General features: G+C 51.4%; 16 protein-coding genes. 15 read left to right on the top strand and 1 reads right to left on the bottom strand.

The window, feature by feature from the left end; genetic code table 11:
* The first annotated feature begins 24 nt into the window (after positions 1 to 24).
* The 3 genes from GSF01_RS14420 to GSF01_RS14430 all read left to right on the top strand — a co-directional run bounded on the left by GSF01_RS14420 (position 25) and on the right by GSF01_RS14430 (position 1813).
* Complete coding sequence (locus GSF01_RS14420; protein WP_159885152.1) at positions 25 to 591, top strand: thioredoxin family protein; 567 nt, start codon at positions 25 to 27, stop codon at positions 589 to 591.
* Positions 592 to 595: 4 nt separating this feature from the next.
* Positions 596 to 1237 (top strand): MBL fold metallo-hydrolase, encoded by a 642-nt coding sequence (locus tag GSF01_RS14425; RefSeq protein ID WP_159885154.1) that lies wholly within the window; start codon positions 596 to 598, stop codon positions 1235 to 1237.
* A 279-nt stretch (positions 1238 to 1516) separates the two neighbouring features.
* A complete protein-coding gene (locus GSF01_RS14430) occupies positions 1517 to 1813 on the top strand; it encodes a hypothetical protein (RefSeq protein WP_159885156.1) in 297 nt (98 codons plus the stop codon).
* Between the two features lie 169 nt (positions 1814 to 1982).
* On the opposite strand, the gene GSF01_RS14435 is transcribed toward GSF01_RS14430, so the two are convergent.
* Positions 1983 to 2825 (bottom strand): helix-turn-helix domain-containing protein, encoded by an 843-nt coding sequence (locus tag GSF01_RS14435; RefSeq protein ID WP_159885158.1) that lies wholly within the window; start codon positions 2823 to 2825, stop codon positions 1983 to 1985.
* Positions 2826 to 3002: 177 nt separating this feature from the next.
* On the opposite strand from GSF01_RS14435, the gene GSF01_RS14440 reads away from it, so the two are divergent.
* From GSF01_RS14440 to GSF01_RS14495, 12 genes are all read left to right on the top strand, one after another.
* Positions 3003 to 4292 carry a Gfo/Idh/MocA family protein gene (locus tag GSF01_RS14440; RefSeq protein ID WP_159885160.1) on the top strand — a complete coding sequence of 430 codons (1290 nt, stop codon included), beginning with the start codon at positions 3003 to 3005 and terminating at the stop codon, positions 4290 to 4292.
* 353 nt (positions 4293 to 4645) lie between these two features.
* Positions 4646 to 5563 carry an ABC transporter permease gene (locus tag GSF01_RS14445; protein WP_235941519.1) on the top strand — a complete coding sequence of 306 codons (918 nt, stop codon included), beginning with the start codon at positions 4646 to 4648 and terminating at the stop codon, positions 5561 to 5563.
* A gap of 25 nt (positions 5564 to 5588) precedes the next feature.
* Positions 5589 to 6470 carry a carbohydrate ABC transporter permease gene (locus tag GSF01_RS14450; RefSeq protein WP_159885164.1) on the top strand — a complete coding sequence of 294 codons (882 nt, stop codon included), beginning with the start codon at positions 5589 to 5591 and terminating at the stop codon, positions 6468 to 6470.
* A gap of 107 nt (positions 6471 to 6577) precedes the next feature.
* On the top strand, positions 6578 to 8098 hold the full coding sequence (locus GSF01_RS14455) for an extracellular solute-binding protein (protein WP_159885166.1): 1521 nt from the start codon (positions 6578 to 6580) through the stop codon (positions 8096 to 8098).
* A 167-nt stretch (positions 8099 to 8265) separates the two neighbouring features.
* Positions 8266 to 10542, top strand: a complete 2277-nt coding sequence (locus GSF01_RS14460; RefSeq protein ID WP_159885168.1) for a helix-turn-helix transcriptional regulator — start codon at positions 8266 to 8268, stop codon at positions 10540 to 10542.
* A gap of 49 nt (positions 10543 to 10591) precedes the next feature.
* Positions 10592 to 11689 (top strand): glycoside hydrolase family 88/105 protein, encoded by a 1098-nt coding sequence (locus GSF01_RS14465; RefSeq protein ID WP_159885170.1) that lies wholly within the window; start codon positions 10592 to 10594, stop codon positions 11687 to 11689.
* A 46-nt stretch (positions 11690 to 11735) separates the two neighbouring features.
* Positions 11736 to 12632, top strand: a complete 897-nt coding sequence (locus GSF01_RS14470) for a dihydrodipicolinate synthase family protein (protein ID WP_159885172.1) — start codon at positions 11736 to 11738, stop codon at positions 12630 to 12632.
* Between the two features lie 34 nt (positions 12633 to 12666).
* Positions 12667 to 14187: a galactarate dehydratase gene (gene garD, locus GSF01_RS14475; protein WP_159885268.1), complete on the top strand. Its 1521-nt coding sequence runs from the start codon at positions 12667 to 12669 to the stop codon at positions 14185 to 14187.
* Positions 14188 to 14237: 50 nt separating this feature from the next.
* Complete coding sequence (gene garR / locus GSF01_RS14480; RefSeq protein ID WP_159885174.1) at positions 14238 to 15119, top strand: 2-hydroxy-3-oxopropionate reductase; 882 nt, start codon at positions 14238 to 14240, stop codon at positions 15117 to 15119.
* 717 nt (positions 15120 to 15836) lie between these two features.
* The gene (locus GSF01_RS14485) at positions 15837 to 17129 is read left to right on the top strand and encodes a hypothetical protein (RefSeq protein ID WP_159885176.1); all 1293 of its coding nucleotides are present in this window, start codon (positions 15837 to 15839) and stop codon (positions 17127 to 17129) included.
* Positions 17129 to 19087 (top strand): AAA family ATPase, encoded by a 1959-nt coding sequence (locus GSF01_RS14490; RefSeq protein WP_159885178.1) that lies wholly within the window; start codon positions 17129 to 17131, stop codon positions 19085 to 19087. The genes GSF01_RS14485 and GSF01_RS14490 overlap by 1 nt, the downstream gene beginning before the upstream one ends.
* Positions 19077 to 20903, top strand: a complete 1827-nt coding sequence (locus tag GSF01_RS14495; RefSeq protein WP_159885180.1) for a hypothetical protein — start codon at positions 19077 to 19079, stop codon at positions 20901 to 20903. The genes GSF01_RS14490 and GSF01_RS14495 overlap by 11 nt, the downstream gene beginning before the upstream one ends.
* Positions 20904 to 21014: the final 111 nt, after the last annotated feature.

The raw sequence follows: 21014 nt of genomic DNA on the forward strand, positions 1-21014 counted from the left end.
TCTGAAGGAGGATGAAAGAGAACCATGAGCAAAAATTTGAGCAGCAAGCTGAATAAGGGCTTGTCGCCTGAGCAGTTCATCGGCGCCATGACCAAAAATCAGGACAAATTCAACGAATGGTATGAAGCGTTCACGTGGGCGGACGAAGCGGACAAGGAATTTTTCGAATCGTTGAATAACCGCGATGACCTGCGCTGCCTGATCCTGGCGGCCGACTGGTGCGGAGATGTTATCCGCAACGTGCCTGCCGTGCTGCGCGCTTTGGAAATATCGGGAATCCCGACGGAGTTCCTGATCAAGGAAGAGCATCCCGACGTGATGGCCCAGTTTCTGACGATGGGCGGAGAGGCGATTCCGGTCGTGATCTTCACCGATTTCAGCGGCTTCGTACTGGGACATTGGGGGCCGCGGCCGGCTCACGTACAGGCGGTTATGAACCAGTTCAAGCTAGAAAATCCGGACCGTGAAGCGCCGGACTACCAGGATAAGATCAAGGTTGCCCGCGAGGAAATGGGACGCCAGTACGGAGAAGGCACCGGCTACCAAGCTGTGATCGTCAAAGAACTCCGCGACCTGCTGTCCACGTTCTAGGCCGATGACCGAACAACTGCAGCCTCTCAAAGTAGAAGTGTTTCAGCTGGGGCCGATTCAGACGAACGCCTATCTGCTGACGGTTCCCGGCGAACAGAAGGGCATCGTCATCGATCCGGGGATGAATCCCGGCCCGCTGCTGAAGCGTGTCGCGGATCTAGAGATCGAAGCCATCCTGCTGACGCATGCTCACTTCGATCATATCGGCGGCGTGGACGAGCTGCGCAAGGCCAAGGGCTGCCCCGTTTATGTGCATGATGCCGAGGCGGATTGGCTTACGGATCCGAAGCGCAACGGCTCGGCCCGTTGGCCGGAGCTGGGCGCCTTGATTGCCACGGACCCGGCCGAATACGCGCTGGACGACCGCCAACAGCTGAAGCTGCTGGGCCGTACGTTCCAGGTGATGCACACGCCGGGCCATTCGCCGGGCAGCGTCAGCATCCTGCACGGGAATCTGCTGTTCGGCGGCGACGTGCTGTTCCGCATGTCGGTCGGCCGCACGGATCTGCCGGGCGGCAGCCAGCGCGACCTGATGGATTCCATCCATGGGAAGCTGTTCGAGCTGCCTGACGACACGGTCGTTTATTCGGGGCACGGCCCGAAGACGACGATCGGCTATGAACGCGAGCATAATCCGTATGTCTAGAAAAGGAAGCCCGGAGGGGCGGCATTAGCCGTCTTCTCCGGGCTTTTTTGGCATAAGGGGGACAGCAGCGTACAGGCTTTTGCTGTATCAGGGCGGACGTCTATTTTGCCCGAAAATGGGTGAATACCGTGTTCGGCATAGGTAAGACACCATAGACTGGTGTTGTGTTCGATGCAAAAACACAGGGATCATCGCCCGAAGCAAGCCGGGCAGCGAAGGACGAAAGCCCTCCCCTCCGCGGGGCCGGGCTTTCGCAAAATCCACGGAGGTGTCCATCTTATGGAAAAGGTTTACCCGATGATGCAGAGCCCTATGAATATGCCCCTGCCGAATGTCGCGCCTGCCGCCGTTTCTCCGGCAGCCGTGCAGCCGCCTATGTACGGCGCGCCGATCAATGTTCATGCCAGCTATGAGGAAATCAACATCTACGCGCCCAAGAAGCACGATCATCATCACCATCACCACATGCCTGCCGCCGTTGCGCATTCCTGTGCGGCCCCGCGCTTGAATGCGGGAGCTATCCTGGTTCTGTACATTCTGCTCGTCATCATCTTGCGCAGCTTCCCGCGCTATTAATCGGCTGACCCTGAGCCGCGTGCAGGCCCTGGCCCCTACGGGCTAGGCGTGCCCTTAGGGCGCAGCGGCGGGTCACAAGGCTCCCGCAGATGGCGGTACTCCCCGATCACTGCAGGGAGCCTTGGGGAAGGTAAGGACGATAACGTCAGGCGTTAGACAGGAAGAAGGTCTATCGTTTATTTTGCTTGCGGTACTGCAAGGGGGGAACGCCCGTGTAGGTTTTGAAAGCTTTGTTGAAATGCGAGATATGCTCAAAGCCGACTTGCTCGGCGATGGTTTGGACCTTTTGCTTCGAGCTGCGGAGCAGCAGCTGAGCCTCCCGGATCCGGACGACCCGAATATATTCGCTGAAATGCAAGCCCGTCAGCTTCAGAAAAATGCGACTCAAGTATGCGGGACTAATATAGAACGTCTTCGCCGTCTCCAGGAGGGACAAAGGCTCCATGTAATGCTGATGGATAAAGGAAGCGATTTCCGTTACCTTCTGATGCATCGGATGGGTGCTGCGCGGGCTTTGTATGCTATGCACGCTTCGATGGGCTCGGATCAAGAGATCGTTGAGCAGGTGGTCCACGGATGATTCCCACAAGGGAGGCTGTTCCTTGCATTCCTCCAGAATCTGAAGGAGGATGCGCTCCACCTCGGCTTGCTCCTTAAGGGAGAAACGGACCATAGTGGATTCCTGGAAAGGCGGATGCTCCAGCACCTTCCGGTCGCCTTCCCGTAAAAAGTCGGGGTGAAAGTTGATCAATACCCGTTCGAATTGGGCCAGGCTGGAGCTGGCGGTCGAATGGAGATCATTCGGAAGGACAACGACCATGTCCCCTTTTTGCGCGGTATATACTTGGCCGTTCATGAAATATACGCGTTCGCCCTGGAGCAAATAATAGAGCTCGTAGGCAGGATGGGTATGAGGACGAGGCATGAATGAAGCTCCGGTTCGCTGCATGTGTTGGATTGAGAAATAGTGATTATCGCGGATGCGGTACTTAGCGCCGATTTGCTCTCCCACGACGGCATGCCCTCCTTGCACGGATACATATAAGATTAGAGTAGAAGATATCCCCGGTTTTTGCAACCTATCGGAGAGCATGATTAGCAAAGTTCTGCTGCTTTTAGACAATTACCGGTCAAGTATTTAGTACACCAATGTTCTACAATGGACTCGACCATAACAAGATCAGGGGAGATGAGCCGGTTGAAGCGTTATGTAATATGCGGGGTCAGCAACAGAGCTATGGGGATGTTTATCGGGCCCATCCTGAAAACGTTCTCTTCGCATGCGGAAATCGTGGGTTTGCTTGATGCCGACCCAAGAAGGTTCGAGGTGTGCAGGGAGCAGTATCCAGAGCTGAAAGAGGTACCGAGCTATACCGAGGAGCAGTTCGATAAGATGATTCTAGAGACTAAAGCCGATGTGGTCATTGTCGCTGGCGCCGACCATACGCATGAAGCCTACATCGTTCGGGCGCTGGAGCATGACTTGGATGTCCTGACGGAAAAGCCTATGGCTACGACCAGCGACGAATGCCGCAGAATTCTGGAGGCGGAAGCGCGGAGCAAGGGCAAGGTGACCGTTACCTTCAATTACCGCTACATGCCGATTCATAGGAAACTGAAGGAGCTGATCCTGGAGGGACGGATCGGCCGGGTCACGTCGATCGACCTGAACTGGTATATCGATACGTTCCATGGAGCGAGCTATTTCAAACGCTGGAACAGAAAGCGCAGCAACTCCGGCGGGCTGTCCATCCACAAGAGTACGCATCACTTCGATCTGGTCAATTGGTGGATCGACCAGACTCCGATCGAAGCGTTCGCTTACGGAGCGCTCCACTACTACGGTCCCGACGGAGAGCTCAATCCGAAGAAGGAGGATGGGCGCCACTGCGGCACCTGTGAGGTGAAGAGCGATTGCGCGTATTTCATGAGATGGTCCAGCCGGAGCCGGGAGGTCGTTCCCAAGGACGACCATGTTGGAGCAGCTACGCTTGGGCAGGGAAAGAACCCGTATTCGAACTATCGGCCGGACGCCTGTATTTTTGATTCCGAGATTGATATTGAGGATACCTACACAGCCACGGTGAAATACGATAGAGGAGCGCTGCTTAGCTATTCCGTCAATTTTTCCGTTCCTTACGAAGGGTACCGTCTGGCTATCAATGGGACGAAGGGAAGGCTTGAAACACAGGAGTATCATGCGCCTAGCCGTGTGCCGTTTCCGGTTCCGGAGCAAACGATCGATTATTTCCCATTATTCGGGTCCAAGGAAACGTTTCATGTCGTGTTTAACGAAGGCGGTCATGGAGGAGGCGATCCGCTCTTGCTCGAGGATATCTTCTTAGGACCGGATCCGGGAAGACCTTATGAGATCTTGTCCGGGGCCCGGGCGGGAGCCAATTCCGTTTTGACCGGGGAAGCCGTGTGGACATCCGTGAAGAACGGGGCGCCGGTCCGCATTCAAGAGCTGCTGCGATAAAGGCGGGCAGCAAGACCATATAGGGAGTCAGAGGCATTGTCAGCATCCTTTCGACGGGGGGGCTGACAAATGCCTTTTTTACATGAAAAATCGGAGATTCCAACGAGTTAAATAAGTACGATGCTGCTGCAAAAGATGTATATCCCGGTGGCTGCTCCCTCCTGAATCCGCTTTCCTGCTGGCTTTTCTACGCGCTGACAGATGGTTTGATCGATACTATTGCTTGTTGTACGGGCTGGCACTACCATGTGAATTGTCAAGGCCGCCTATCGAAACCAGGCCGCAGAAAATCGTCAGAGGGGGATGAACGAATGAAGGAGCACTACGAAGCCCGGCTGCAAGTGACCGGCAAGATGAGCTTATCAGGCTCCTTGCTTTTCAAGGATCTGATTCGGGACAGGTGGCTGTATCTTCTCTTATTTCCCGGAATCCTATACTTTATCATTTTCAAGTATGTGCCTATGTGGGGGCTCGTCATGGCCTTTCAGGATTACAAGCCGCATGTGGGCTTCACCGGGAGTCCCTGGGTCGGGCTCAAGCATTTCGAGCGTTTTTTCACCGAGCCGCAGTTCTGGATGCTGTTTCGCAACACCCTTATTTTGGCGGTGTACAATCTGGTGTTTTTCTTTCCGCTGCCGATTATGCTCGCACTCATGCTTAATGAGGTACGCAAGGAGCTGTTTAAACGATTTGTCCAGACGCTCTTGTATTTGCCGCATTTCGTATCCTGGGTGGTGGCGGTCGGTATCTTTTATGTGCTGCTCACGACCGAGGGCGGCGTAGTCAACGAGATGATCGAACGGCTCGGGATGGAAAAAATACCTTTCCTGCTCAGTGAAGAATGGTTCCGTACGATGATCATTACCCAATCGATCTGGAAGGAAGCGGGCTGGGGCACGATCATCTTCCTGGCTGCGCTGTCCGGCGTGGACCTTCAGCTGTATGAGGCGGCACGGATGGATGGCGCAGGCCGCTGGCGGCAGCTGTGGCATATTACGCTGCCGGCGATTCGCAGCACGATTGTCATTTTGTTTATCCTGAGGCTTGGCAGCTTCCTGGATACGGGCTTCGAGCATATTTTCCTCATGCTGAACGCGATGAACCGGGAGGTCGGGGAAGTATTCGACACCTACGTTTATATGAAGGGCTTGACCCAAGCACAGTATAGCTATAGCGCCGCCGTCGGCATGTTTAAGTCGCTAGTCGGCCTTGTGCTGGTTCTCGCCGCCAACTGGCTGGCCAAGAGGTTCGGCGAAGAAGGCGTTTACTAATTCCAGTAAAGGAGGTTGGACTTATATGCCGAAGGAAGATCGAAGCTGGAGCAACCGATTGTTCAACTCCGTCAACTACACCCTGCTTACGCTGGCTTCCGTTATTGCCATTATTCCGTTTATCTATATCGTGATGGTTTCCTTCGCGACACCGGAGGAAGTTGCCCGGGGCGGTCTGCTATTGTTCCCTTCCCAGTTCACCTTGGGAGCCTACAAGTATATTTTCTCTACCGATACGATGCTGCGAAGCATCATGATCTCGGTCTATGTGACGGTGCTGGGCACGTTCATCAACCTGCTGCTCACCTCCTTTACCGCTTATCCGTTAGCGAGGGCCAATTTGCGCGGACGCAGGACGATTATGCTCATGGTTCTCATCACGATGCTGTTCAGCGGCGGTCTTGTCCCTACGTATTTTGTCGTCAAGTCGTTCGGCATGATCAACACGTACTGGTCGCTCATGATTCCGACGGCGATCAGCGCCTTCAATCTCATTGTGCTCAAAAACTTCTTTCAGCAAATTCCCGACGGCTTGGAGGATTCGGCCAAAATTGACGGCTGCAACGATCTGGGCATCCTGTTCCGCATCATCCTGCCGCTCTCGATGCCGGCGATGGCTACCTTCGGTCTGTTCTATGCGGTAGGACACTGGAACACCTTCTTCAATGCGGTCATGTACATCAATGACGCGGAGAAGTTTCCGGTGCAGGTGGTGCTCAGGCAAATCGTCCTGCTGTCCCAGGATCAAATCGGCGATACGACGTCTCAGCAGGATCCGATGGATTACTTGCCGCAGACGATTCGCATGGCATCCATCGTGGTCGCGACCGTCCCGATCGTGCTGGTCTATCCTTTTCTGCAGAAGCATTTCGCCAAGGGCGTGCTGTTAGGCTCGGTAAAAGGATGATCGGATTGCCGTTCCTTTATAAAAACCTTCCTTATGTATGGATGCCGGTCAATTAGGAGAGGTATCCAGCGAGGGTTTGATTTATAATGAAAACTGGAGGGGTTTGAATGACAAGAAAACGTTTCATTGCCGTCGTTTGCTCGCTCGTCATGACAGCAGGCGCACTTGCAGGCTGCGCCGGGAACCAAGCGCCGCAGAAGGCGGAAGCCGGGGTCGAGGATACGTCGCCGCTTGAGGTCACGATCGCTACGCCGCAGATTGGCGAAGCGCCGAAGAAGGACAATGAAGTGGAGCTCGCCATCGAGGCCTACACCAATACCAAAATCGACATTCAATGGATCCCGTCGGCTGCCTTCGAGGACAAGAAAAATATTATGATTGCTTCCGCCGAGATGCCGAAGGCGTTCAAGCTGACTTATAATGCGACGACGCTCAATGCGATCCAGTCGGGCATTTTCTGGGAGATTGGCCCTTATCTTAAAGATTACAAGCATTTGGCCGCGGTCAACGCGATGCATTACGACAATATCAAGGTGGACGGGAAGCTGTATGGACTGCCGCTTTACCGGGATATCGGCCGCGCCGGGATCACGTACCGGAAGGACTGGTTCGACGAGCAAGGCTTGAAGCCGCCGGTTACGCTGGAAGACTGGTACCACATTATGAAAACGCTCGCAGAGAAGGACCCGGATAAGAACGGCCAAAACGATAGCTACGGGATGTTTTTGGACAAGTCCTATAACGATGTGTCCGCAAGCAGCGCCTTCTTAACGCGGCTTGCCGTGTCCCAGGGAGCGCCGAACAAGTGGGGCGTCGAGGACGGCAAGCTCGTCCCGGAGTTTATGACCAAGCCGTATGTCGAGTCGATGAAGCTGCTTAGAAGGCTGTATCAGGAGAAGCTGATCAACCAGGATTTCTCCGTCGTTCAAACGGCGGATGCCGATAACAAGTGGAATGCGGGCAAGGTGGGGATCCGGATCAACACGGTAGCTTCTGCAGCCGCAACTTCCTTTGAAAACGTATCCAAAGCCGTGCCGAACGCAGTGGTCGACATCGTTCCTTACATGGGGCCTTCGGGCAATCGCGTGCCGGCCGAGCCGGGCAATAACGGATTTTTCGTTTTTCCGAAGTCGAGCGTCAAAACAGAAGACGAGCTGAAGCGGCTGCTGGGCTTCTTCGATAAGCTGCTTGAGCCGGAGATGTCAACGCTGCTGACCCGGGGGCTGGAAGGCAAGCATTTCACAAAAACAGAGGACGGTAAAGCCCAGTTCAAGGACTTGTCTTTGTTTAATCTCGAGGTGAAGCCTTATCGGGACAGCCTGCCTGCCTTCGAGGTAACGGGTACCGGTCTGCCGCTGAAGTTGAACGAGCTGCAAGAAAAGGGCTGGAAGGTCGTGGCCGATAACCTGAAAAACGTGGTACCCAACGTGGCGTTAACTCTCTCTTCAAAAACGTACCTGGACAAGGGGAGCGAGCTCGATACGCTGATCCGCGATGCTCAAACGAAGTTTATCATGGGCAAAATCGACGAGGCCGGCTGGCAGGCCGAGGTCGAGAACTGGAAGAAATCCGGCGGCAGCAAAGTCATCGAGGAGCTGACGGCGGAGCATGCGAAGACGAATAAATAAGGCTCCGCTTGCCTGAGCCTATTAGATCGGGCAGGGAGCGGAGGCAGGCCGGGCAGGCGAGGCGCTGTAGGAGGGCATAGCTCCTGCAGCGGGCCATCATGGAGCAATCGGTTCGGGTATACAGGTTATCGCAGAAGCCTTGGGGGCTAAGAAAGGGGAGGTTTCCGTTGCCGAAATATTTATATCGATTGCTCATGTTCACTCTCCTGCTAGGCACGGTTCCGGTCGTTATGATTGGAATTGTCTCGTATTATATTGCTTCGCATGATATTGAGAGAAAGGTCAGTGAGGGGAACGTGCAGCTGCTCCTGCAAAATCAGATGCGCATGGAGCAGGCGCTGAAAAATGTGGAGATGGGTGCGGTACAGTATGTCAACTCCCCGCTGATGAGCGATCATCTGTATCGCGACCTGTCCAGCGACGACTTCCAGCTCATAACGGATATGTCCAAGGGGCTGTATAACCTTCATTCTATCTGGGGCGTAGAGGATGCGAAGGTCATCAATCTGGAGCATGGCTGGATGATCAGCAACCTAGGCTTTACCTCGCTGGACGAATTTCCGAGCCGCGGTATGCTGGACGATTACGGGAGAAGGCAGGAAAACTTGTTTTGGCTGGCGGGGCCTTCGCCATCGGAGAAGGGGAGCGAATCGGAGAATGCGGGAGCGCGTCAGCTGGTACGGCTGGTCGTCAAGCTGCCGATGATTGCGCCCACCCAGGAGCCCAAAGCGCTGCTGTACATCGATCTGTCGCATAGCGCTCTGGAAAGCGACTTGGCGCCGAATTTCCAGTGGGGCAGCACCTATGTATTGAACCGGGAGCGCGAGCCGTTTCTATCCAGTCCCGGGCCAGAGGGCAAGCATGAGCATATCCTGCAGCTGCTGGCCAAGCAATCCGGCGCCGAGACCTATTTCGAGCAAGACGAAATGGCGGTCAATTACCGGCTATCCCCGCATAACGGCTGGTCCTACGTTTCGGTCGTGTCCATCGGGGAGATTACGAAGGAGTCCAAGAAAATCGCCGTCATTACGGCCAGTGCCTGCCTCATTATTTTCGTAGTCATCGCTGGAGCCTCCTTCTACGGCACGCGCCGGATGTATAAGCCGATCCACAGGCTGTTTGTCATTATGGAGCAATGGAGCGGCGAGCTGCCAAGCCTCAAGAGGAAGGATGAGTTTGCCTTTATCGAGGACCGCTTTCAAGCCTTGTTCAGTACGCGTAAGCATATGCAGCAGCTGCTGCAGGCTCAGCGCGGGCAAGTGAAGGAGTTTTTTCTGCTCAAGCTGTTCATGGGGCAAGTTACGGAGAGTGAGTTTTTGTTCAAGTCGGAAACGTACGGCTTCGCGAAGCGGGGGAAGATCCTTGGGGTGCTGGCGCTGCAGATCGATACGCTGGAGGGGACGCGATATTCCGAGTCGGACAAGGAGCTGCTGTTGTTTGCGATCAACAACATTGTAGGCGAGCTGCTGCCCGCGGAACGCATCGTCGGCACGCTGCTGCTCGATCAATCGCAGGTGACGCTGTTGACGGGGAATATGGATGAGGCTGAAGCGTTAAGCGATTACCTTCACCACACAGCCGGGCAGATCAAGCTAAAGCTGCATGAGCTGCTTCAGCTCAAGGTAAGCATCGGCATCAGCCGTCCCTTCCATCATTATACCGATGCGATGGACGCTTATACGGAGGCGCTCGAGGCGTTGAAGCGCCGGATCAGCCTGGGGCATGAGCTTATCCTGAGCTACGAGGATATTGAAAAGATGAACCCGGATACGGTTCATTCGTCCGCTTTCTGGAGCCATCTGGAGGACTGCTTGATCAATGCGCTCAAGACGGGCGATTCGAAGGCGGCCTACGATTACTATCATCAATATGTCTCCTCGATCCTCGAGAGAAACGTGTTGTTCAATGACTTTCAGATGCTGATGGTTCAGCTGATATCGAGAATATATCTGCTGCTCAACCAGCAAGGGGGGTCGCTTGACGGATTGACCGGCACGAAATCGGTCGTCAACAGGTTCATGAAGCTGAGCACAGCGGAAGAAATCGTCAATTGGTTTAAGACGACGCTGCTGCCCCCGACGATCGCTTTCTTACAGAGTCGGATCGATACGCAGTACATTAATATCGCTCATCAAATGGTCGAGATGATTCATGAACAGTACGATCAGGACATCTCGCTGGAGTCTTGTGCAGAGCAGCTCAAATATCATCCGGTTTACTTGAGCCGCGTGTTTAAGAAGGAGATCGGGGTGACGTTCATCGACTACTTGACCGGCCACCGGATGAATATGGCGAAGCTGTGGCTGAAGGATAGCCCGATGAAAATTACCGAGATCGCGGAGAAGCTCAATTATACGAGCTCGACCGGATTCATCCGCACATTCCGCAAGGCGGCGGGGATGACGCCCGGTAAGTACCGGGAGCTTCATTCGAGGCCGGAATAGAGGGAAGCTGCCCAGGGCGGCATTACGCGAAAGATAGGGGGTCACGCCAATGTCTTATAAGCTGGTGGAGAAGCTGAGGGAGCAGTACAGGGGAACGACCAAATGGTATACGCACCGGTGGCATTATATTGAAGGTTGTATCCTGAAGTCCTATATGGACAGCTATCAGCTTACAGGAAACGAGGAAGATTACCGGTTCGTCAAGGACTTTATCGATGGTTTGTACGACGAGAGGGGCGAGATCGCCCAGCTGAATCTTGGTTACTACAATATCGATCAGATTCGAATGGCTTCGCTGCTGTTTCCGCTTTATGAGCGGGAGAGGGACCCCAAATATCGCCGGGTGCTCGACCTGCTGTACCAGCAGCTGGACAGGTATCCGCGAACAAAGTCAGGCTCCTTCTGGCATAAGCAAAACTACCCGAATCAGGTGTGGCTGGACGGCCTGTACATGGGGCAGCCCTTCTACGTCCGCTATATCAAGAGCTTCTCTGGCCGGGCGGATTATTCTGATACGCTGGGTCAGTTTGCGAACGTCCGCCGGCATATCTTTGACGATAAGACCCGATTGTACCGTCATGCCTACGATGAAAGCCGGGAGATGTTCTGGTGCGATCCAGCGACGGGTCAATCCCCGAATGTATGGTCGCGCGCGGTAGGGTGGTTTGCTATGGCGCTCGTCGATGTGCTGGAGCTGCTGGACGGCGAGCCTGCCGATACGCAGCCGATGAAGATCGTCTTGAAGGAGCTTCTCGAAGGGATGCTGCCGCATCGTCATCCAGGCGGAATGTGGTATCAGCTCGTCGACCGGGCGGAGCATCCGAGCAACTATCTGGAATCGAGCGGTACGCTGATGCTTGCCTTTGCGATGTTGAAGGGGGCGCGATTAGGTTATTTGCCCGAGGAATACAGCGCCCTTGGGAAGCAGGCCCTCGATGGGACGATCAGCAGGTATGTGCGTGATGAGGCGGGCGAGGTACTGCTTGGAGGCATTTGCCGAAGCGCGGGCCTCGGGACGAAGCCGGAGAACGGCCAGATGAGGGACGGAAGCGTGGAATACTATCTGCAGCAGGAGCAGGTCGTAGAGAATAACGGACATGGCGTGGCGCCGCTGCTGATGTGCTATAACGAAGTCAAGCTGCTTTGACGAGGTTTGGGGTACGAGGTTCGTATTATGAGGAGGATGCGCACATATGGACACAAGCTGGATTCGCGGGGTCATACCGCCGATTGTCACCCCGGTGGATGAGCAGGAGAACGTGGAGGAGCAAGCGCTTCGGCGAGTGGTCGAGCACGTGCTGGCCGGAGGAGTGCATGGGCTGTTGTCGCTTGGCAGCAACGGGGAATTTTACGGGCTGGATCATGAGCAGCAGGAACGGGCGGTTACGATTACGCTGGACCAGGCCGGCGGACGTGTGCCGGTATATATGGGCATAGGAGCGATTACGACGAAGGAGTGCGTGAAGCTGGCGCGGATGGGAGAGCGGCTGGGGGCGCAGGCGCTTACGATCCTCCCGCCGATGTTTCTGACTCCGTCGGAAGACGAGCTTTACCGGCATTTTGTTACCGTTGCCGAAGCGACGCCGCTTCCGCTGCTAATCTACAATAATCCGGACCGGGTCGGCAACAATATATCGCTTTCGCTGATCGAGCGATTGGCTGCGGTTCCGAACATCGTGGGGATGAAGGACAGCAGCGGCGACCTGACGTTGACCGCCGAGTATATCCGGCGAACGCGTGACAGCGGCTTCCGCGTCATGGCGGGGCGAGATGTGATGATTCTGGGATCTCTAGTTTACGGAGCTGTCGGCTGCGTCGCTTCGACGGCCAATATCGTCCCTTCGCTAGTGGTGGACATCTACGAGCGCTTCTTGAAAGGCGACCTGCCGGGTTCGCTGGAAGCTCAGTTCAAGCTTGCGCCGCTGAGAATGGCCTTCAATCTTGCGAGCTTCCCTGTCATCACGAAGGAAGCGATGAATATGGTCGGCGTAGAAGTAGGAGCCTCTATTCTGCCGAATACGGCGTGCTCCGAGGTCAACCGCGAGAAGCTTCGCGACATTTTGCACCAGATGGGTGCCCTCAAATCATAAAAAAGGCGGGGTTGCTATGCCGGCTGCAGAACGAATGGAGAATGAGACGCCACTGTACATTAAGGTAAACGAGAAGGACAACGTTGCGATTATTGTCAATACCGGAGGGCTGCCGAAGGGGACGGTGTTCCCTTGCGGGCTTGAACTGGTCGAGCGCATCCCGCAAGGACATAAGGTTGCGCTGAGGGATCTCCGCCAGGAGGACCCGATCATCCGTTACGGCGAGATCATCGGCTGCGCGGCAGCACCGATAGCCAGGGGCAGCTGGGTAGAGGAGTCGCTCGTTACTTTGCCGACGCCGCCTAGACTAGAGGAGCTGCCACTCGCGAGCGCGGTGCCGAAGCCGCTGCCCCCGCTCGAAGGCTATACCTTCGAGGGCTACCGGAATAAGGACGGCAGCGTCGGGACGAAGAACATACTCGGCATCACCACGAGCGTTCAATGCGTGGCCGGCGTGCTGGAATTCGCGGTTAAGCAGATCAAGGAGCAGCTGCTGCCGAAATACCCCAACGTGGAGGATGTCGTGGCCTTGACCCATAACTACGGCTGCGGCGTCGCCATCCAGGCGCCGGATGCCATCATCCCGATCCGGACGATACAGAATATCGCCGTTAACCCGAATTTTGGCGGCGAGGTGCTGGTCGTCGGGCTTGGCTGCGAGAAGCTTGCGCCGGAGCGATTGCTACCGGACGGCGATACAGGCAGGCTGATCACGCTGCAGGATCATCACGGCTTTCGCAGCATGCTAGAGTCGGTGATGAGTCAAGCCGAGGAGCGGCTGGCTTCCTTGAACCGGAGACAGCGTGTCACATGCCCGGCTTCGGACCTGGTCGTCGGGCTGCAGTGCGGGGGGAGCGACGCCTTCTCCGGCGTAACGGCCAATCCTGCCGTCGGTTATGCAGCAGATTTATTGGTGCGCGCCGGTGCGACGGTCATGTTCTCAGAGGTTACCGAGGTGCGGGACGCCGTTCATCTGTTGACGCCGCGGGTGGTGAGTGAAGAGGTCGGCCGGGATTTGCTGCGTGAGATGGCTTGGTACGATAATTACCTTCAGCGGGGACAAGCGGACCGCAGCGCGAACCCGACGCCAGGCAACAAAAAAGGCGGGCTGGCGAATATTGTGGAGAAGGCTCTCGGTTCGATTGTGAAATCAGGCACAAGCTCAATCGCCGGCGTGCTGTCTCCGGGTGAGAAAGCGAAGCAAAAGGGATTGCTCTATGCAGCTACGCCTGCCAGCGACTTCGTATGCGGCACCCTGCAGCTAGCCTCCGGCGTCAACATGCAGGTGTTCACGACGGGCCGGGGGACCCCGTATGGGCTGGCCGTCGTGCCGGTTATTAAAGTGGCTACACGCAGCGCCTTGATGGAGCAGTGGCACGACTTGATTGACATCAACGCAGGGACGATAGCTACCGGCGAAGAAACCATCGAAGAGGTGGGCTGGACCATTTTCCATACGATCCTTGAGGTGGCGAGCGGGAAGAAGACAACGTGGGCCGACCGGTGGGGCTTGCACAACGATCTGTGCTTGTTTAACCCAGCGCCGGTCACCTGAAGCATGGAACCGGATCGTAATCGAGGATAGAACAGGGAGGAGAGCCTGACATGAAAGTAGGGTTTATCGGATTGGGCATTATGGGAAAGCCCATGAGCCAAAACTTGCTGAAGGCCGGCTATGAGCTGGTGGTTCTCGAAAGAAATAAGAGTGCGGCCGAGCTGGAAAAGGCTGGCGCAGCCGTTGCAGCGACGCCGAAAGCGGTGGCTGAGCTATCGGATGTGGTCATTACGATGCTTCCGAATTCGCCTCAGGTCCAAGAGGTTGTGCTTGGCGCGGATGGGGTCATCGAAGGGGCAAAGCCCGGCTCTGTGGTCATCGATATGAGCTCGATCGCGCCGCTGACGAGTCAGGCAATCGCCCGGCAGCTGGCGGAGAAGGGAATCGATATGCTGGACGCCCCGGTAAGCGGCGGCGAGCCGAAGGCGATCGAGGGCACGCTCTCCGTGATGGTCGGAGGCAAGCAGGATGTATTCGACCGCTGCTATGACGTCATGAAGGCGATGGCCTCGTCCGTTGTCCGGACAGGGGATATCGGCGCGGGCAATGTGACGAAGCTGGCCAACCAAATTATCGTGGCGCTCAACATCGCAGCCATGTCCGAGGCGCTCGTGCTGGCGAGCAAGGCGGGCGTACAGCCGGAGCTGGTCTATCAGGCCATTCGCGGCGGGCTGGCGGGCAGCACGGTGCTCGACGCGAAAGCACCGCTTGTGATGGACCGCAAGTTCGATCCGGGCTTCCGCATTAATCTGCATATTAAGGATCTTGATAATGTGCTGGAGACGTCTCAGGAGGTAGGCGTACCGCTTCCGCTCACTACTAGCGTCTTGGAAATGATGCTGGCGCTTAAGGCCGACGGTCTCGGCGACTGCGACCACGGAGGCTTGGTGCGCTATTATGAGAAGCTTGCCAAGGTGGAAGTGAAGAGGTAGGGTTGGCCGCAATAGTACGGATACGATAGTAAATAAACAGCAACACGAGGCTGGCGTATAACTGATATTCTCCCCTGACGGCTAGATAGGTTAAATAATAAAACCTGCTACCATAAGGGTTTTTTTCGTGGCTAAATAATCTATGACAGCACAATCGACTAACTCCGTAGATCAATGACGCGTATAGTGTAGATATTATTTCGTGCTAAGCTGTATGAGACCGTCGTGGTTTTATTTCACAATGGGGGCAATGACATAGTTCAGGTTTGAAATACATATTAGGTGCAGCAACTTATCGATATTAAGAAAGCAAGCGGAGTCAGCTCCTTTAGGGATTAGTACCTACTTACTTTTGCAAGAGACAAGGGGAAACCTGTTAGCTAATTGCGCTGTCGCAGTTTTTTGAAACCATACTTTTAGTGCTGATAGTTATTAATTGGGAAAGATTTTCTATATTTGTTCGGATTCATAAAGAAAAAGTGGGGTGATTCACCATAACTTTTTTAGAGTATTTTCTTGTATGATAGTCAAGACCTGCTTTGGTCTTTTAAAATTGAAACATTAAGTTTCTTTATTGGGTTTCAATAGTGCATTGTTCATGTATTACATCAAAAAATAGTGGTTTTATATGTTCAAAGGTGTGTTATTAGAACTATATTCTCGTTGTCCGCTGTATACGAAAATGATAGAATTGTAGGATAGACTGGAGGCGTATATATGCATGAGAGCGAGTGGTTGCCGCGGCTATTATCCAAGCAGGATTTGCTGCAGATATGCAACCTGTTTAATTTGTCCGTACCTGGATTTCGAAGTGATAAGCTATCCAGTAGACCCGAAGAACAACTGAGATCTGTAGTCACACAAGCACTGAAAAATGGCATTGGGGCCAAGAAAAATAAGAGAGGTAAAATACTCTTAGATACCTTTTTTTCTGAAATCGTTGAGGAGATGAACAATTTGATCCAACCTCAATGGAAAAATTTAAGTTTTGAAAGCACTGTAGATGAACTTGATTTTTCGGTTAATATTCGACCCTATCAAAAACTAGCTTTGATTCGTGAGTGGTTTCCCGACAAATACGCCGGTACAGTAGAAATAATTCGTCAAAACGTCATCAATAACCAAGGATTGTTTTACGGCATTTCAAAAATAAATGACGATGATTACATCAAACGCATCATTCAGGATCTGAATAAGGACGTAAAATTAACCCAATTTGATGAATACCTTCAATTCATTGAGTATATCGGGGCGACCCCGCGATGGGAACAGATTAAAACTACACTTGCAGCAAAACAAACGGAACGCGAGCGCTTGATGTATATCTCTGGTCTAACTTCAATTGATCGATTTATGGGAATTGTCGCAGTAATAGACGACTACGAACCGTTACGGTCAGTTGCTTACAACCTGTACGTAATTGAGCGAGAGAAAGTATATGAAAGTGAATATACAAATGTTCAGGACGAAGGAGCTGCCGCAGCGCAGCAAGTGACAAAACTAACCAAAGAGCTCGATGAACAAATAGACGAAAATAAGAAATTAAATGAGCAAATAGAAATATTGACAGTGGAAATTAAAAGGTTAACAGACGCGGGGGAAGAGGATGTACAACGTGAGTATGCACTTAACAAAGAACTGGGAGAGCAACGGAAAGCAAGAGAAAACGCGGAACTAGTTAAGGAGCTATTTGAGGAACTGGTACCTCAATCAAGTGAGGCTATGATTATTACAGATAAGCCGGACCCGAGAATAAAACAAGTTTTCAATAAAAATATTTTCTCTAAAAATTTCCTTTTAAAAGAAAAGCAAAACGGTAACATACATAACTTACAATCAAAGATTTGGTTCATTGATCGACAATCATTTCGAAGTACAAGGGAATGGATACAGTTGAAACAGTTTCTAGACGAAAACGGCTTTTTCTATGAGGAATATAACGACTACCTGGAATTACTTAAACGCTACTTGCATGTGATTCAAAGTGATGATACGGAGGTTTATAACTAATGACCTTAATAGACGAAAAAACAAAACGAGAGATCAATAGCTGTTACATTTTAGGACGCCTAGCCGATGAATCTGACCCTGATCATATCCCAGCTCTTGGGGTTGATCGAAAATCAGTTACCAAAAGCCATCGAAATGATGTAATCGTGTTTTATTTGCAGGCAGTAAGTGACGAGCCAAAGCTTTTGAAAAATACTCTGGAGAAGCAACAAAAAGATTGTTATGTATCTTTTGATGACCGAAATTACCGGTATCTGCAGAGTATTAAATACTATGACCAAACCGACAAAGTACATTACCTGCGTGAGCATCTGGAAGGAAAGCTGATATTATTCAAACCCAAGCTGTCGGTGCGAAATGATAACACGGGTCACCGCTATCATTACAATTTTGAAATTGTCCTGGTTTCGGATGATACCGCGGAGAATAACTATTATGTCGCGGTACCGCAAGTTAAAAAGGGCGTACCTGCAGCGAGGTTTGAAAGATCCTTGCTTGATAAATCGCCGGTTCAACTGCCTGAGTATCCAAGCTATATGGAGGTTCCAGAATTTATCTTATGTGATGGTCACCTATACTTTATTCCAGAGCAGGATATTTTGGAGACCGGAAATAACATCAATTTGTATTACGCTAGAAAACCGCATCTAATAAAAAAGTTGCCACTTAGCGACCTTCAAGATTTTTGGGATCATATGAAGTGTGCGTACCGGGAACTAGGGTTCTTGTCTGATCAATATGCTAGCCTTTTGCGTGATAAATTCCATCATCAAGGAAAATCAATTGTTCATGTGGATGCGCCTGCGACAGCCCCCAAAAAGGAAGATAAGCCAAAAGTGCCTGAGACGCTTAGTGAATCTGACTTCATTTCTCGGCTTAAATTCTTTGCTGAAGAAGAAGAACTCATTTATCAGGAAGAGGAAGCACTCGTCAACTTTCATACAGCGCTCAAAACAGGCAATATGGCGGTGCTTGGAGGCATGAGCGGTACAGGAAAAACTCAGCTAGTACTTCTCTATGCAAAAGCGCTCGGGCTGAAGAAAGACGAAAACCTGCTCATTGTGCCAATTTCACCAGCTTACACGGAACCATCAGATATCCTTGGGTATCACAATCATCAAATGGGATTATATATGGAAAGCGAAACAGGCCTGGTTTCTTTTTTAGAGCGAGCAAGCCTACATAAAAACGAACTACACATGGTCCTTTTTGATGAGATGAACTTGGGTCAGGTGGAGCATTATTTTTCTCCGTTTGTATCCTTGCTCGAGATGCCTAAAGATCAGAGAGAATTGCAACTTTTTAGTAAAGATGCGATTTGCCACAATAAAAATCAGAATCGTGTTATTCCGATTCATGATAACATCCTGTTTGTGGGGACGGCGAATTTTGATGAAACGACAAAAGATTTCTCCAACCGTATGCTTGATCGGATGAACGTAATTTTTCTAGAAAAGCTTGGTTTTGGCGCTTCATTGGAGAAAGAAACTGAGAAGAAGGATTTTGATAAACAAACAAAAGTAAACCGCAAAATCTACCGTGAAGACTGGGTGTCCAAACCTGCTTCCCTTGAGGAACATGAAATCTCTCTCTTGGATCGGCTCCATGAGTTGATGAAGGAGTACGACAGTCAGACCGGAGTAAGTTTCCGAATCGCTAAAGGAATCGGTATGTATCTTTCGAATATTCCAGAAGTGAGTGAAGGAAATCCATTCGTTACAAGACAAACGGGTCTCGATTACCAAATTAAGCAGCGCATACTCACAAAAATCCGTGGTCATCGGGAACAAATCCAGGAGTTGGTCGGCACGTATGAGCTAGACAGCAATAAATATCAGCCTGGACTTATCGCTCGCTTGCTAATGGAAGAAGGCGATGGTGAAGAAGAATTTAAATCATCCATCAATTTCTTAAAGCAAAAAGCCAAGGAGATAACGAGGAACGGGTATGCGTTATAGTGCTGATTCAATCCCTTTTGAGGTCGAATTTTATACGGATGCTACACCCACTAACACACAGAAGGTAGATGAGTTCTGGAGCCGTGGTGCGGTTTCTCCAAAGTCGATTGATCATCTGGTGAGCATCAAGGAGGGGATCCAAATTGGTGCCCGGTTGTTTACCAAAGATGGTTTTGAAAAGGATGACAAGGCTAGACTTGTCATCCAAACTGGCACGTATGATGAAGAAGGAAAGCAAATTGAGATTAACATCCCCATCGCTAGCCAAGGATGTATAGAGTACATTTTTAACTATGAGCGAAATCAAATTTTCCCTTGGCGACTGGGGGTCTATTTTTTTGAAGTTCATTATAATGATGCGATCTATTGCTCTGCTATCTTTGTAACGCCGATCCATTTATCTACCAGTCAAGTTCAATACATGCATCTACTTTTGGAGCAGGAAGTTGAGGGTATTTGCTATGATCTGATCTATACAATCAGGTCAACCAGCAATGAACATGAATTTTTGGACTCAAAATCGTATTACGATTACATGCTACGGCTGATGAATGAAAAGGACCATATCGACGCTGCTCTTTACGCGCTCCAACGAAATTTAATCAGCGAGGTCAAAACAGACTACCAAGAAGGTCCTTTTGAAGGAAGGATCGATAATAAGAGCCTACGCTGGAAAGCATTGCGGGGGGAGTCATTCTGCTTAAACAAGAAAAAAACTCTCACCTGCGATATCCCGGCAAATCAGTGGATCAAACATGTTCTGTACTTTTGGAAACAAGATCTTGCTCATATAGAAAAAGATATCGATGAGGACTGTAAGCAGCTTCAGTTACTCATCCGCTCCAAGGAAGAGGAACGGCGTTCAAACGAGGAAAGAAAACGGAATTGGTGGAGTGATCGTGAACTTTCTCAGGAATCTAGAGACTCGATGAGATCGATCATGTATCGGATTGAGGCTGACATAAAAAAAGCGGAACGTCAGTACAACATCCTGACCCGTTGGAATCAACTCGTTAAAAACCTCGTTGGTCGTTTTGGATATCTGCTTTCCTCCACTGAGCTATCCATGGTCACAAGAGCTCGTCGCAAACCGCATTTGAAGGATCAAAATTACAGGAAGCTAACCGAGCTCTATGAAGAAAGTAGCATTTCACTGATCGGAGGCAGTAAGAGCAATCATGTGGTTCCTATCTTAAAGCCGACATGGAAAATATACGAACAATTTGTCTATTTCCAAGTCATTGATATCTTGCGCAAATGCGGTTTTTCGGTTCGACCTTCCTGCGATGCGGAGAGTTTGCGAGATATGGCATCGGGCCATTGCATAGAACTTGAGGATGATGGAACTATTTTGCATGTATGGTATGACAAACATGTCTACATCAAAGAAGACGCTATTGCCTCTGGGGATATGTTTTTTTCATCACGGCTGATTCAACCCGATATCCGCATTGATATGTACAAAAAAGAAGAACAACCCGTGTTTCTGTCTACTCTCGCCATGGATGCCAAACACCGCCGATATAAATCATTACATAATGAAAATTATACAAGCAATGTTTCTTCACAGATGTTAAGATACGCCCAAATTTTTTACCGCGGAGAACACACCACTGCAAGCCGCCGACGACCGGTTGTCAGTAGCGTGCTTTGCGTTTATTCGCGGGATCGAGAAGCGCCGATAAAAAAAGAGGAACTGCCAATTGTTTTCATCCAGTTATTCCCGGAGATTGATCAGAACCATCTAACCGGATACAGAGAACTTAAGGAAGAAATACATGAGTGGTTGAAGGAATACACAGATTCATCGAAATAATAATTATTGCCTCGACATAAGGTAGAAGCAAAACAAAGCAATTAAAAGGGACTATAACGTGAATCAGGACAGCCGTCCAATCCGAACGGCTGCCCTTTTTGTCCTCAATTG

It is taken from the genome of Paenibacillus puerhi (assembly GCF_009846885.1).
Lineage (GTDB): Bacteria > Bacillota > Bacilli > Paenibacillales > NBRC-103111 > Paenibacillus_G > Paenibacillus_G puerhi.

Coding starts and splice junctions, on each gene's coding strand:
- GSF01_RS14420 (WP_159885152.1), top strand. CDS start 25: ATGAGCAAAAATTTGAGCAGCAAGCTGAATAAGGGCTTGTCGCCTGAG.
- GSF01_RS14425 (WP_159885154.1), top strand. CDS start 596: ATGACCGAACAACTGCAGCCTCTCAAAGTAGAAGTGTTTCAGCTGGGG.
- GSF01_RS14430 (WP_159885156.1), top strand. CDS start 1,517: ATGGAAAAGGTTTACCCGATGATGCAGAGCCCTATGAATATGCCCCTG.
- GSF01_RS14440 (WP_159885160.1), top strand. CDS start 3,003: ATGAGCCGGTTGAAGCGTTATGTAATATGCGGGGTCAGCAACAGAGCT.
- GSF01_RS14445 (WP_235941519.1), top strand. CDS start 4,646: ATGAGCTTATCAGGCTCCTTGCTTTTCAAGGATCTGATTCGGGACAGG.
- GSF01_RS14450 (WP_159885164.1), top strand. CDS start 5,589: ATGCCGAAGGAAGATCGAAGCTGGAGCAACCGATTGTTCAACTCCGTC.
- GSF01_RS14455 (WP_159885166.1), top strand. CDS start 6,578: ATGACAAGAAAACGTTTCATTGCCGTCGTTTGCTCGCTCGTCATGACA.
- GSF01_RS14465 (WP_159885170.1), top strand. CDS start 10,592: ATGTCTTATAAGCTGGTGGAGAAGCTGAGGGAGCAGTACAGGGGAACG.
- GSF01_RS14470 (WP_159885172.1), top strand. CDS start 11,736: ATGGACACAAGCTGGATTCGCGGGGTCATACCGCCGATTGTCACCCCG.
- garD (WP_159885268.1), top strand. CDS start 12,667: ATGGAGAATGAGACGCCACTGTACATTAAGGTAAACGAGAAGGACAAC.
- garR (WP_159885174.1), top strand. CDS start 14,238: ATGAAAGTAGGGTTTATCGGATTGGGCATTATGGGAAAGCCCATGAGC.
- GSF01_RS14485 (WP_159885176.1), top strand. CDS start 15,837: ATGCATGAGAGCGAGTGGTTGCCGCGGCTATTATCCAAGCAGGATTTG.
- GSF01_RS14490 (WP_159885178.1), top strand. CDS start 17,129: ATGACCTTAATAGACGAAAAAACAAAACGAGAGATCAATAGCTGTTAC.
- GSF01_RS14495 (WP_159885180.1), top strand. CDS start 19,077: ATGCGTTATAGTGCTGATTCAATCCCTTTTGAGGTCGAATTTTATACG.